7 protein-coding genes and 2 pseudogenes are annotated in these 13,599 nt (G+C 34.7%); 4 read left to right on the top strand and 5 right to left on the bottom strand.

Annotation, left to right across the window (positions count from 1 at the left end):
- Positions 1-199: 199 nt before the first annotated feature.
- Both topB and F0362_RS09575 read right to left on the bottom strand, forming a co-directional pair.
- Positions 200-2,344, bottom strand: coding sequence for a DNA topoisomerase III (topB, locus tag F0362_RS09585; protein WP_000766747.1), 2,145 nt, complete (start codon positions 2,342-2,344; stop codon positions 200-202).
- A gap of 524 nt (positions 2,345-2,868) precedes the next feature.
- Complete coding sequence (locus F0362_RS09575) at positions 2,869-3,753, bottom strand: CPBP family intramembrane glutamic endopeptidase (protein ID WP_000600478.1); 885 nt, start codon at positions 3,751-3,753, stop codon at positions 2,869-2,871.
- Positions 3,754-4,106: 353 nt separating this feature from the next.
- On the opposite strand from F0362_RS09575, the gene F0362_RS09570 reads away from it, so the two are divergent.
- From F0362_RS09570 to F0362_RS09560, 3 genes are all read left to right on the top strand, one after another.
- Positions 4,107-5,456 (top strand): erythromycin esterase family protein, encoded by a 1,350-nt coding sequence (locus tag F0362_RS09570; protein ID WP_033659067.1) that lies wholly within the window; start codon positions 4,107-4,109, stop codon positions 5,454-5,456.
- A 204-nt stretch (positions 5,457-5,660) separates the two neighbouring features.
- Positions 5,661-6,239: a sensor domain-containing protein gene (locus F0362_RS09565; RefSeq protein WP_001257618.1), complete on the top strand. Its 579-nt coding sequence runs from the start codon at positions 5,661-5,663 to the stop codon at positions 6,237-6,239.
- Positions 6,240-6,352: 113 nt separating this feature from the next.
- Positions 6,353-8,140: a helix-turn-helix transcriptional regulator gene (locus F0362_RS09560; protein WP_000460016.1), complete on the top strand. Its 1,788-nt coding sequence runs from the start codon at positions 6,353-6,355 to the stop codon at positions 8,138-8,140.
- A gap of 329 nt (positions 8,141-8,469) precedes the next feature.
- Here F0362_RS09560 and F0362_RS30885 read toward each other — a convergent pair.
- From F0362_RS30885 to F0362_RS09550, 3 genes and pseudogenes are all read right to left on the bottom strand, one after another.
- A pseudogene (locus F0362_RS30885) lies at positions 8,470-8,622 on the bottom strand (IS4 family transposase); the annotation flags it as partial.
- Position 8,623: 1 nt separating this feature from the next.
- Entirely contained in the window at positions 8,624-10,156 is a 1,533-nt protein-coding gene (locus F0362_RS09555) for an alpha/beta hydrolase (protein WP_149889747.1), read from the bottom strand.
- Positions 10,157-10,724: 568 nt separating this feature from the next.
- Complete coding sequence (locus tag F0362_RS09550; RefSeq protein ID WP_098063778.1) at positions 10,725-11,891, bottom strand: serine hydrolase domain-containing protein; 1,167 nt, start codon at positions 11,889-11,891, stop codon at positions 10,725-10,727.
- A gap of 557 nt (positions 11,892-12,448) precedes the next feature.
- On the opposite strand from F0362_RS09550, the pseudogene F0362_RS09545 reads away from it, so the two are divergent.
- Positions 12,449-13,059, top strand: a pseudogene (locus tag F0362_RS09545) (tyrosine-type recombinase/integrase); the annotation flags it as partial.
- Between the last annotated feature and the right edge of the window lie 540 nt (positions 13,060-13,599).

Raw genomic sequence — 13,599 nt, 5'->3', positions numbered from 1 at the left:
TTGCTACTTAACACTATTTCATACCACCTTTTCAAACAATTATTTCAAATAAATTTTAGTGCTAGTATACAAAACCCTGTAAATATAAAATAAAAAAGCATGACATAAAATTGTCATGCTTTTTCTTTTCTATCTATATTTTCAAATCGAATACAGAACATTTTACTCGGGAAAGAGCTTTGTCACTTGTTGAAACTACTTAATTCTCAAACACAAAATTAATCTTATTATCTTTCCACTCTAACTTCGCATCAAACGTTTTCTCGCCCTTTTTAAAGCCTTTAATTAAATCGGTCTTCTCACCTTTTAAGAGCTTTGTCATATTCTTTTGCGAAATTGTTTTACTTAATATTTTCTTCGAGATGGTAAAGTCACATTGTGTTGTATTGTAATTGGAACAACCGTAAAACGTAGATTTATCAATTACATCACCATCGCATTTTTTACAACTTCCAACCTTTTTACCTGTCGTAAATTTCGATCCTTTTCGATCAATCGATTCAACATGTAATCCAGTGAAATCCCATTTCTCCGACATTTCTACCGCATCTTCAATAATTTTAGCTGATAGCTTTTTCGTTTGTTCCATAAATGTAGCTGGTGAAGCGGTACCTTCTCCGATCTCTGCAAGACGTTGTTCCCATTTTGCAGTCATTTCCGGTGAAGCTAGTATTTTGTCGCCGATTGCTGTAATTAATACTTTTCCCTTATCAGTCGCATACACTTGGTTTTTCTGCACATCTATATATTTACGGTCTTTCAGCATCGTAATGATGCCGGCACGAGTCGCTTCCGTACCTAAACCTTCTGTTTTCTTTAATACTTTCTCCAGCTCTTCATTCTCTAAATACTTACCTGCCGTTTTCATTAACGTAATAAGTTGTCCTTCTGTATAACGCTTCGGTGGCTGTGTTTTTCCTTCTTTCACTTTCACCTTTACAACTTTTCCTTGGTCACCTTCAGCTACAATTGGAAGAATCGTTTCGTCATCTTTATCGTCTTGGAAAATAACTTTACGCCAACCTTCTTGTATTTGCTGTTTTCCTTTCGAAATGAACGCAGCACGTTCGTCTACAAGAGTTGTAATTGTTGTGTAGTCAAAGATTGCTACTTCATAATGCGCCGCAATAAGTCGTCTTACGATCATATCGTAAATTTTCTTTTCATCGCCTGATAATTTGCTTGGATTGGTAACTTGTTCTGTCGGTATAATTGCGTAGTGATCTGTAACTTTCTTTTCATTCACATAACGCTTATTGTTCATAATCGATTCAACCGGAGCCGGTAATAAACCTTTATATTCATCAAACTGACTTAATTTCTGTAAAATATCAGGGAACGTCGCTGCTTCTCCTTGTGTAACATAGTTAGAATCCGAACGTGGATAAGAAACTATCCCTTTTTGATATAGTGCTTGCGTTATATCAAGCGTCTTTTTCGGCGAAAATTTAAAAGCTTTATTTGCTGTCGCTTGCAGTGCTGATAAATTAAATAAAAGCGGCGGCTGAAACTCTTTACGTTCCGTTTTCATTTCCTTCACTTCTGCCGGTTTCCCTTGACAAAAAGCCGCAATTTTATTCGCCATATCAGGGTCTTTTAAGCGGGATTCATTATCCTTCTCCCATTTCCCATCATATTTCTTCCCTTCAATATTAAAGGTTGCGAACACTTCCCAAAACGGCTCTGACTTAAAGTCTTCAATTTCTTTCTCACGCTTTACGATTAATGCGAGTGTCGGTGTTTGTACACGTCCGGCGGAAAACACATCATTCATTCCCTTTTTCTTTAGCAAAATGCTAAAAACACGCGATGCATTCATACCAACAACCCAGTCGGCGCAAGATCTTGTATATGCTTCGTAATACGTATTAATCGTATCTGCTTCATCTAGTAAATTTTTAAATCCTTGATAAATGGCTTGCTTCGTTAAAGATGAAATCCAAAGACGTTTCATCGGCTTTTGCACGTTACAAAGATTAATAATGTTTCGTACAATTAATTCCCCTTCGCGCCCAGCATCGCCTGCGTGAATAATTTCTGTTACCCCCGGATTATGTAACAGCTGTTTCACTACATTAAATTGCTTATACTTTGACTTTGTTACTTCAAATTGAAAACGTTCTGGAATCATCGGTAACGTATTAAGTGACCATTTTTTCCACTCTGCATGATAATGTTCTGGATTACATAACTGCGTCAAATGACCAATTGCCCATGTACAGTACGCTCCATTTGGAAATAACTCATTTGCTTCTACTTCTAAATATCCATCTTTTCGGCGATATTTAAACTGTGAAACAAGAGCCAAACCTTGATCTGGTTTCTCGGCAATAATTAATTTCATTGTATAACTCCCTATCTGTATTCCAGTGTTACTTTCATTGTATATATGTTTAGAAGCGATGATAAAACAACAATCTTATTTATCATTCGCGGGTCGCTCCCAAAAATGGGATAACTATAATATTATACGCTTTTTCTTTATTGCTTCACAATAGGAGAGTTGCATTATCCAAGTATCCTCTCTTAATTCGTCTTTCGTAACATGGTAATTGGTATTTCTAGATTTCATGATTTTATAAATAATTCTAAATCTATTCACATCTAAATTAGCTACTACATTTCAAAAGATGAGACTTCTCTTTTCTATATGTCCTTGAAGTAAAAAAATGTGATTTGATATTACGATTAGTTCTCATATAAGAATCCGTCTCGCTCCAAACATAATTATGTTTGGAGCGAGACGGATTCATTTACTCAAGATTTTAAAATATGGGTTGAGGACTCTCCTAATCTATCCCATGCTGTGAATGCTCAATTAAAAGTAACAAAATTACATTTTTAAAATATCATACTTTTATTTCAAAGTTATACACGTTTAGTAAACCTTATGATCCGATACACAATTATTGCAGTAATCGAAATAATAAGAGCGGTTATCAAGCCAGCTTCTCCAATCCAAATCTCTAATTGATATCCTGTAGTTGCACGTGCAAAAGGCCCTTGAATAATAGCATTCCAAGTGGTGTGGATGATAACCGACGGCCAAACACTACCTGTGATAAGTCGTAAATAAGCTGTAATATAACTGAATGGTACAATACAAAAATAGATGCCAAGTACAGAGAGAAAGACAGATGTTCCCTCTACATATAGACCAGCAATAACAATTGGGACATGCCATGTTGCCCATATTAATCCACTAATAAGGATTGGACGTGAAAATTCCGCATCGACTAGCCTTGTTAGCATATAACCCCGCCAACCCATCTCTTCTCCCATAACTGGGATTAAGTTAAGCAAGCTTCCTAAAATTCCGCTCAATACTACTATAAAAATGAAACGTAATGGTATCGGTAGATACTGAAGTCCAAGTATATTGTAGATAGGTTCTAGCATACCACCTTGTGGGAGCTGAAACCTCGCAAATCCGCTAAACCAGGCAATCGAATATGTAATTCCACATATTATCATAGGTATTATCAGGGCCAAAGTAATCCCCTTCCATATCTTTAAGTTATCTAGACTAAAAGATACATCTTTAAAGCCTTCTCGCAGTATGATACGAGTTAGAATAGAAGAAATTGCAGGAGTAAACATATATACCACAATTAGCGGCATGCTTTTCGTAATCATTATTACTACATTTAAAAGAATAGAAGTAATGAACAAAATACTTAAAAACAGTTGCAGTCCTTTTTTAGCACGTTGGACTTTATCCATATTGTGGAATGATTTTGCATGTAATATCATTGTAATCCGTCCTTCCCCTTTTATTAATTTGTTTATCTAATCAACTTCCTGTCATTTCGAGAAATACAACACAGAATGAAGATGTTTTTTCATATTGATTAATCAATCCCCCCTCTTAAATTCATAATCTAGCCTTACTTACGATTCAATCATGTAATTATTCTTCATAAGTTGTCATAACCGATAGTACGAAACTGTAATGTTTAACCTATGACCTGTGTCAAATAATCTTGTGACAATATGTAACTAGAAAATATGATATGGAATAAATAAAAATTGAATTACGGCAATTGATTCGTGCAAGTACATGAATCAATCTTGCTTTTGAAAATAATTCAATTGAGGTGAAAAAAATGAATAAAAAAAAGAGGTATTGTGGAATGGTTGCAATGGTTAGTACAGCTATATTAGTCGCAGGAGGTGGAGAAGTAGGAAAAGCACAAACAGTTGCAGTTGAAGATTCAGCTCAATCAATCCAAAAAAATATCGTTAAATCAATACAATCACAGGCGCATCCATTAAAAACGACAGAACCGTCAAAACCATTTGAGGATTTAAAACCACTTAAGAAAATGATTGGGAGCGCACAATATGTAGGATTAGGAGAGAATACTCATGGAAGCTCTGAAATTTTCACTATGAAGTTTCGACTTGTGAAATATTTGGTTACTGAGATGGGTTTTACAAATTTCACAATGGAAGAAGATTGGGGAAACGGATTAAAGTTAAATGAATATATACAAACAGGAAAAGGAAACCCTAGGGAGTTTTTGAAATTGTTATATCCTACTGATGAAATTATTGCCATGATTGAGTGGATGAAAGATTATAATGCTGATCCATCCAATAAAAAGAAAATCCAATTTATCGGACTTGACTTAAAAACAATGGACCAAAGTGTCTTTAATAAAGTAATTGATTATGTAAAGCAACATCGACCAGATTTGCGGGCAGAAGTAGAAGAAAACTATAAAGATCTTTCTTCTTTCACTGGAAGTATACAGGAATATATGAATCTTGCTCCTGAAATGAAAGCAAAGTTCAAGGCAAACGCTGAGAAAGTAGCCCAATTACTAAAAGATGAGAAGGAACAGACAAACAAAGATGTAGGTTCATCCGAGTACATCTGGGTAAAAGCAACAGCGAATGCAATAGAGAAATTTACCACAATGCTGCTTTCTAATGACTACCCAAATGTAATAAAGCTACACGAGCAATACTTGGCCGATCATGCAATGTGGGCACAAGAGACATTTGGTGGTAAAACTATGGTATGGGCACACAATATTCATATGGCTAAAGGAATTATCGATGAGAAATTATACCCTGATGCTGCGGGGCAGTTTTTGAAGGAACGTTTAGACAATAATTATGTCACAATTGGTAGTACAACTACGGAGGGAAATTTCACTTTATACAGCGAATATAATCCTTCCACCGGAGGTAAGATTGCAACAGATACTATTCCACAAAATGTAAAAAGTTTCAATTACACCCTCGGAAAAGTACCATATAAAATGTTTTTATTGGATAACCGTCACCTTAAAGGACACGCAGAGAAATGGGTTAGAGCAAAAAGGCCATTACTAAGTATAGGGGGACAACTCCTCCCAGACGGTTCGTTATACTTTGATACTTCATTGCTTGAGCAATTCGATATTATTTTTCATATCCGAAAAACAAGTCCATCTCATATTAAATAAAAGTACAAAACAATCCCTTCTTGCTGATCCAAGAACGGGATTATTTTGTAGATGATTAATAAAATAATCTTGTTTTTAACTAAGAATAGGCTAATCCCCCCTTTTATCATCATGTAAAAATGTCATATGACATTTTTACACTAGTGAGTTTGACAAAAAAAGCAGTATGATGCGTTTATTACATAGATAGGAGCGATGCACTTTATGAGATCAAGATTCATCCAGAATGGTTATTTTTTATTACTAACTTTCATTACAGGTTTGTTTTATTTTTGTTTTTACTTAATAGCTCTGCTATTCAGTTTCACCCTTTCATTTACGGTAGTTGGGATTCCATTAATTATACGCGTACTACAAACTACCAAAACTTTTATCCAATTCGAGCGCATACAAACGAAAATTTATACTGATATTTCGACAGACTCTTACGATAGAAGTGTAACAACGGATACATCGGACTGGGCTCAAGTGAAATTAGGACTTACGGATCGCCGCACTTGGTCTGCTGTCTTTTGGTTAATGCAGAAATTTGTGATTGGCATTTTCAGTCTCATTAGTGCAATCATTTTTTATGTAATGCCACTTATGTTCCTGTTAGCACCATTATTGTATCGATACATCGATATGAATATTATTTTCATACAGATAGATACTTTTCCAAAGTCACTCCTTATAATGTTTATGGGTATAGTGTTTACCGCCATAAGTATTAAAATGGTAGATGGTTTAACGAAAAAATTTGGAGGTTATACACGCAGTATGATTCAGCAACTAAATCGATAGAAGTTTGTAGTCTACGAATAGTAGGCAGTTTAAACTTAAAAATATAACAATGCAAGAAGGATTATTCTATACTATAGGAAATGAGAAAGAAGGCTACTTAGGGGGTAAATGAATTGTTTGATATGGTTAAATATTGGTTTTGGTATGATTGGATTATGTTAGGAATCCGTCTACTTGTTAGTGTGTCTACCATCCTAGCAACATTAAATTTTCAGGATGGTTTAACATTACCACTTTGGATTATTATTCTTTGGGAAATTATTGCCTTCTCTATTCCATGGGTGGCCTTACTGTTCAATTACAAATATTACTTATTCACAGAAATATTGCTATATGGTGGACTATGTATATATTTAACCTCTTTATTTCCAGAAGCTTACAATATTTTTCTTATATCGGTGTTTCTTATCGCAGCAAATAGTAGGCATTTGTCCTATTATTGGACAGCTCCAACAACAGTTTTTGTAATAACCGGGATTTTCTATGCAGTTGCGCCAAGTAATAGCTATTGGATTATGGTCACCTACTACGGATTCGCTTATGTAATGGGATTCGCTTTCCATTTATTAATCATCAATCATAAACAAAATGAAGTAATTCGTAAACAAAACGCGGTACTTGAGCAATATATGTCTCAAATCGAACGCATTACACTGGCCGAGGAACGAAACAGGCTCTCTAGTGAGCTGCATGATACAGTAGGTCACGCCTATACTTCCATTATTATGGGGATGGAAACGTTGCGAACCGATCTTGCTACCGAAATGGGTGTACAGAGGCTAGATTCCCTGCTTGAAATGGGACGTAAAAGCATCGAGGACGTGAGAGGTTACCTACATCAAATGGATCCTCAATGTCAATCGCCTTCCTTGATTCAATCTCTACAAAATCTTGGAGCTGAATTTCAGGAGCACGCTCAGGTGGATGTAAGCTTCCGAACATTCGGAGAGGAATATCAACTGTCTCGACAAGCGAAGATAGCATTCATTCGTTGTTTACAAGAGTCCCTTACGAATGCGGTACGTCATGGTCAAGGGACTGAAATTATAGTTTCATTGCAGTTTGAACAACAATATACGAGATTAGAAGTGCAAGATAATGGAAGGGGCAATGTAGAATGGCAGGAAGGCTTCGGTATGAATACGATGAAAGAGCGGGCAATGAATTTGCAAGGTCAATTGTCTGTATATACAAAGCCAGAGGAAGGAATGCTTGTTACATGTACCATACCGCGACAAACTGAAATAAAAGATGGACTTATTCGTTTGTTAATTGTCGACGATCAGCCATTTGTTCGAGAAAGTTTGAGTACACTACTCGACAGGTATGAAGATATAAATGTAGTCGGTTTGGCTGAAGATGGCGATCAAGCCATCGACTTGTGTGGGCGCCTTCAACCTCACGTTGTACTCATGGATTTAGATATGCAGCAAATGGATGGAGTCGAAGCGACAAAAAAAATTAAGCAACAATGGCCACATATCCGCGTATTGATTTTTACAACGTTTCAGGATACGAAACAGGCGTTGGACTCGCTTCGTAACGGTGCGGATGGTTTTTTACTTAAATCCATTGAAACGTTAGAGCTAGCTAATACGATCCGACTTATTCATAGCGGTGGGACGCTGATTGATCAAGGTATGTCTCACAAAATTTTTGAGCAGTTTGATGAGCAAAACGAGACACCACAATCAAAAGCAACTGCTTATGAACTAACAGCCAGAGAGATAGAAATATTGCAACTAGTAGCAAAAGGACTTCGATACAATACGATAGCTTCAAGGCTATATTTATCGAATGGTACGGTCAGAAACTATGCTTCCTCGGCTTACACAAAGTTAGGAGTACGTAACAAGGAAGAAGCTGTCCAGAAGGCTCTAGAAATTGGAATTATCGAATGAGAAAACGGTTTGTTATTTCTTTAGAGCTAGCTAAGCTGTAGTTACAAGATGCAGTAAGAAATAAGACTATAAATCTAATTTTCCATCATTTTTGGTAGGCAATTTTGAATAAGTTTATCCTGTTTTCAAATCTTTAAATAGCCTTACTACATTCAATATGTAGTAAGGCTATTATATTCTATATCAAAATTAAGCATCTTTATTATTACTATATCGAAACTAGTTTCACGTCTTTTCACCAGAAGCCAAACAATACTTCTCATACCTATTAAAGATCTTTATCTGTTTTTATGTTAGAGATTGAAGAGATGAAATAATATCTTTGTTCATTCTTTGGCTTCTTTTTGTAAAGAATAATAAATAAGTAGCAAGTACTCTTTTATGACATAAATCGCTTTATATTCGCTCCATTCTCGTTTCTTCTTTTGGAGGAGTAATTGGCGTATTTGAAACATGGCGGAGGCACAAAGAAGGGTGCTAATTTTATTTCGATCTTCCTTGCACCCAAGTAGCAATATCATTTATTACATACTCAGGGATATTAGCAGGACTATAATATTCATCCGGTTTACTTAATTCTCCATCTCCTTCTGTAAAGAAGTGATTTAACTTTGGATATAGTCGATAATCAACGTTATCTCGTTCTTTTAATTGCTCTTTCCATAGAGGAATTTCGATTTTTGATTGAACTTGATAGTCTCTTTCTCCTTGAATAATTAGAAGCGGTGTCTTTTGTTCTTTTGACATTTCTGCTGCTTTAACTTTACGAATAGAATCCCAAAATACTGCTGATCCTAAATAAAAACCTTTTGGAGGATTCTGACTAGAGAAGTTGGGATCATTTAATAATTCAAATTGCGATTTGTAAAATTTATATTCATCCGGTTTCATTGCTCCAATAGAAAAAAGATACTCAAATTGATCTAAAACAACATCTTGAATCGTACGGGCTGGTCCTCCCATCACAATCGCCCCAGCAATATTTTGATTTTGGTCTTTTTCAATCATTTTCGGAAGCATCATTCCACCTTGACTATGACCAAGAATATAAATTTGATTCTTATCTATCAGAGATTCATTTTTAAGAAAATGAGTCACAAGAAGAGCATCATCTGTTGTCTCTTTATCCACTGTATAAAAAGGACTGGATTGTATTTTCAATCCATGTTCATAAGTTCGTTTATTATAGCGAAGGACAGCAATTCCTTTCGAGGCAAGACCTTCAGCTAAATCACGAAATGGTTTTAAAGCAAATGCTGTTTCATCCTGATCGGTTGCTCCAGATCCTTGAACAAGAATAACCGCTGGGAAAGGACCCTTCCCCTTCGGAACAGACAATGTTCCTGGTAATGGAAACGCACCACTTCCAACCACTACTTCTTTATCAACAAAGGATTCAGGCTTACTATATGACGGACGCTCTGCAACTGGACTAAACGACATACTAAGTTGAAAATCATCTATTTTTCCAGATGGATCTAGCTTAATTAATAAAGGTACTGTAAATTGTTCAAAAACTAATTTAATCTCTACATTTGTATGAACAGAATTTGTCTCTTTTTGTGTTACCTCTCCAATCTCCTTAAAAGAACCTGCTTGTAATTGCGCAGGGAGTTCCTTCCAATAACTCTTCAGCCATTCTTCGGATATTACTTTCTGTAATGATCGAGAAGTTAAATCAATTGCAGATTTATAGTCTTCTGTATCCATATAACGGATAAATGAAAGGGTAGTAGCTATAACAGGATTTTCACTTTCAGGATTGTCTATTTTTTTTATATTGTTGTTTGTTTCCTTTAATGTCGAAATAAATTGGTGATTGAACGGATTTTTATATGTACCAGGATATAAGCTTGATTTTAATACATCCGTATTCCGTCCCTCATACAAACTTGAATCATTCACAAAATTTTCAGGTGAAATTACTTCCTCCGCATATGAAACTGAAGGAATAGCTATTGTACAAATTGCACTAACAAGTAATAACCTATTCCCTATCCTTCTTTTCGTGCTCATATTTATTGATTCTCCTTTCGAAATTAAATTTTTTTATACAGCTTGCCCTGTACTATAAGAAAAATTAAAATTATCAAAGAGATTAATAGTCTACTTTACAATCCCCCCTAACAAATTAAAAAGCTACTATTAACAAACTTCAATAAAAAATGCCTTCTCCCTCTTTTTTTGACTGGATTTTTGAGTGGCATGGAAGGACCAAGCTGAATCACATGTAGCCGACCAAAGGTATACAGGTAAACCGGCATCCAAATTAAAATTTTTATGATTTATAAAAATAAAAATTCCTACTTTTGAATAATAAACGTAATCATTTGTATTAGAGAAAAGGATAGATAAGGCTAAAATGCCTTTATCTATCCTTTTCTATCACATATAATGTGAAGGTTTTTTGTTTTGGGGTTAATTTGTTTTCTTAGCTTGATAGCGATGGGGTACCACCAAATGTCCATCAAATTAAGAACTTGCTTTACCCCAAAATATTTTTCATAAAAATTGTTTTTTGAACCAGAAAAGTATATTTTCAACTATAAAAACTATGACAAAATTTATCCGTTTTCCTTTTTATCTACTTGCTAAATTCAGCAAACAAAATATTTTTAAAAGGGTCAGGACTATCAGCTTTAAGGCTGTTCAAATTGATGGCCAATGTATGCTTGCCTCCAAGTGTGCCCCCAGCAAAAGTTAAAAATCCAGGAATGCTTCCTCCATGCCCCCATATCGATACACCGTTTGAAAGCTTCATTTTGAAAATTCCAAGCCCGGAATCGCCAAGTTCATCTGTTCCTGTAGGGACTGTTGTAAGCATTTGCTTTAGTTGCTGTTCTTTCAGTAATTTGCCCCCAAGTAAATAAGTGAAGAATTTGTTTAAATCATCAGCTGTAGAAATCATATCTCCGGCCGAGCTCCCCATACTTGGGTTATAATAAGTAACATCTTTTGGCTCACTTGCTCCGTCTAATTGGATATATCCACGGGCATGCTTGGTTCCTGGAATAACGCTTGAATTTCCGGGTAAGAATGTATTCGATAATTCAAGTGGTTCAATAATTCGATTTTCAATTTCTTCCGCATAGCTGTTCCCAGTTACTTTTTCAATAATAATCCCTAGTAATACGTATCCTGTATTTGAATACGACCAGCTCTTTCCTGGAGCAAAATCTGGAGGCATGGATATTCCCATCTTTACTAATTCTTCAGCAGTATAAGATTTTTTTGTATCCATCATATTAAAATCCTTTGACGTTGTGTAATTAGCAATACCACTTGTGTGGTTCAATAATTGCCGGATAGTAATCTGTTTATCATCATATCCATTTCCTTGAATGACACCAGGCAACCATTTTTCAATGGAATCGTCTAGATTCAAGCGGTTTTCTCCCGCTAATTGAAGTATAGCTGTTGCAGTGAACGTCTTTGTCACGCTGCCAATTCGAAATCGAAAATCTGTTTTCATTGGTTTCTTGGTACTTAGATCCGCTACCCCAGCTGCATAACTCCATGTTTTTCCGCCCTCAGAAGTTTTAGCAAGTATCCCTGGATATCCAAGTTTCAATGTATCCCGCATTGCCTCTTTGACGGAATTTCGATCTCTTTGGTTGCTTGTTGGTAACGAACTAGATAGATTTTGAGTGAGCTCCGCTTTTACACTTGAGGTTGGAATTGTATAAAACAGGGAACCTCCAGTTATTAAAAGGGCTAAACCTGTAAATGTAATTTGACGATGCTTTTTCATCAAAATATTCCTCTCCCCTATTCATATTGTATAAATGTTTATTTTCTGTTTGGAACTAATCACACAGCTTTCTTCTTAACCAACTGCAAAAGGACGACATTGTATTTGTAATCACTCTTATATCCGTTATTCTACAAACGGCTTTCTGACCTAAAAAATAGTCTATCCTTTGTTTGAGATGTATGTTAACTTTTGTAATGTCTCGTTTCCTCCATACAAGTCTTATTAATTGATTTGTTTCCCTATATAAATATATGGTCTTTCTCCTCTCACTCTTCTTTATATTTTAATCATACACAATGAAAATCTCTTTTTTCTTACCTCTTCCTTACAAATTCCTTACGTTCAAAATCACTTTTATAATTGATTATTTTTTATTTTAATAACATTTAGTTGTATTAATTTGATAGGAATTTGACAGCGCACAAAAGTTTCTTTATTCCAAAAAATAAATTTAAATACATATTACTATTTAATATTCAATATCTTACCTATACATGTTCTAACATTATTCCTTATCATCTATATGTATTATTTTTCATAACAGCTTTCACGCTAAAAATAAGACATTTCATCATGATGACGATTAAGTATTTTTGAATTATGTTAAGTATGAGCATGAAAAATCTTTAACAAAACATCAGTTATTCTATTTCCTAAGAGATGAACATCGTGATGTAGCAATCCTTTCCTTTTTTCTTGGTAGTGGTATTCGTGTAAGTGAATTGGTCGATCTTCGTATGGAAGATATAAACTTAAAAGAAAGGCTAATTGATGTAATACGAAAAGGAAACAAAGAAGACTCTGTATGGATTACCCCAATTGCATTAAATGCCCTTGAAAAGTATATGGAAATTAGAGATAACAAATATGTTCCAGGAAAAGAATTAAAAAATGTGTTTTTATCAAAGTATAAACATACTGCACAGCCTCTTTCCGTTAGGGCTATCCAAGATATAGTAGAAAAATATACTAAGGAATATAGAAAAAAATGTATCCTCATAAATTAAGACACACATTGGCAAATAAATTATATATGGAAGAAAAAAATTCGTTACAAGTGATGCAACAACTTGGGCATACTAGCCAAGATACGGCCTTATTATACACACAGCTTGGAGAAACAACTATTAAAGATAGCTTAGGCAGAATAGGAAAAAATAAATAATAAAAGTTCAGCAATGCAAACTTGCTGAACTTTCATTATTTTCTCTGTTAGAGTAGTGGTTTAAAATGTCATGCATTATTCATTACATATTTAATTTTATTATATAAAAAATACATAGTTAAAATTCTACTTTAATTAGTATATAAAAACGGTCTCTTGTTAGATTAGATAAATGAAAATTTTAGATTCCTACAATTGTTGTTTACGTTAAATGTGAATTTAACGTAAACTCGGGAAAATGGGGATTAACCCCTTCCCCCATCTGTTGTAGAAAGACATGAAACTCCAAACTATTTAAACAAGAAAGTTTAAACTAAAATTTTTTAGATTTACAAAAATAAACTCATCAAAAGTCAGCTCTTTTTTCATTTTTTTGGTGTTCACTCTTTTAAGTTGATAGCGATGTGGTGATACCCGTTTAGAACGATATCTTTGCCCTAAAAAAATCGAACCATAAATTTGCCGGCAAGCTTATGGTTCGATTTAAATTATTTACTTTTAGTAACTACTCAGCCCCTCTATGAAAAAAGCCAGAAAAGC

This window comes from Bacillus sp. BS98 (genome assembly GCF_008432245.1).
Taxonomy (GTDB): domain Bacteria; phylum Bacillota; class Bacilli; order Bacillales; family Bacillaceae_G; genus Bacillus_A; species Bacillus_A toyonensis.
This window is presented reverse-complemented; position numbering and strand designations above follow the sequence as displayed.

Bases quoted from the DNA above. Each gene is read 5' to 3' on its own strand.
- topB (WP_000766747.1), bottom strand. From the start codon at position 2,344: ATGAAATTAATTATTGCCGAGAAACCAGATCAAGGTTTGGCTCTTGTT.
- F0362_RS09575 (WP_000600478.1), bottom strand. From the start codon at position 3,753: ATGATATTACATGCAAAATCATTCCACAATATGGATAAAGTCCAACGT.
- F0362_RS09570 (WP_033659067.1), top strand. From the start codon at position 4,107: ATGAATAAAAAAAAGAGGTATTGTGGAATGGTTGCAATGGTTAGTACA.
- F0362_RS09565 (WP_001257618.1), top strand. From the start codon at position 5,661: ATGAGATCAAGATTCATCCAGAATGGTTATTTTTTATTACTAACTTTC.
- F0362_RS09555 (WP_149889747.1), bottom strand. From the start codon at position 10,156: ATGAGCACGAAAAGAAGGATAGGGAATAGGTTATTACTTGTTAGTGCA.
- F0362_RS09550 (WP_098063778.1), bottom strand. From the start codon at position 11,891: ATGAAAAAGCATCGTCAAATTACATTTACAGGTTTAGCCCTTTTAATA.